General features: G+C 52.3%; 1 pseudogene. It reads right to left on the minus strand.

Annotated elements, in window-relative coordinates:
• Nucleotides 1-239 (minus strand): annotated as a pseudogene (locus MXD62_RS09545) (ArsR family transcriptional regulator); the annotation flags it as partial.

A 239-nucleotide genomic window follows, 5' to 3' on the forward strand; every position in this document is an offset into this window, starting at 1 on the left:
CTCCACCAGTTTTTTTACCATCTGGACATATTCCTGGACAAAAGCCTGCCGCTCTTCCTGATTTTTCAAGCGAACAGCCGTTTCCAAGGTGGCGCTGGGCACGTCGGTGCTTTCATCCGATCGTTCCATCAGCAGCAGCGCATCACGCTTGATTCGCTCCGATGTGGTAATCAGATGCGACAGCGAGCCTTGATCTTTCATCTTCTTTACCGTTTCCGGGTTCCAGTTCAGCGACTCGG

It is taken from the genome of Frankia sp. Mgl5, from assembly GCF_023242985.1.
Lineage (GTDB): Bacteria > Actinomycetota > Actinomycetes > Frankiales > Frankiaceae > Parafrankia > Parafrankia soli.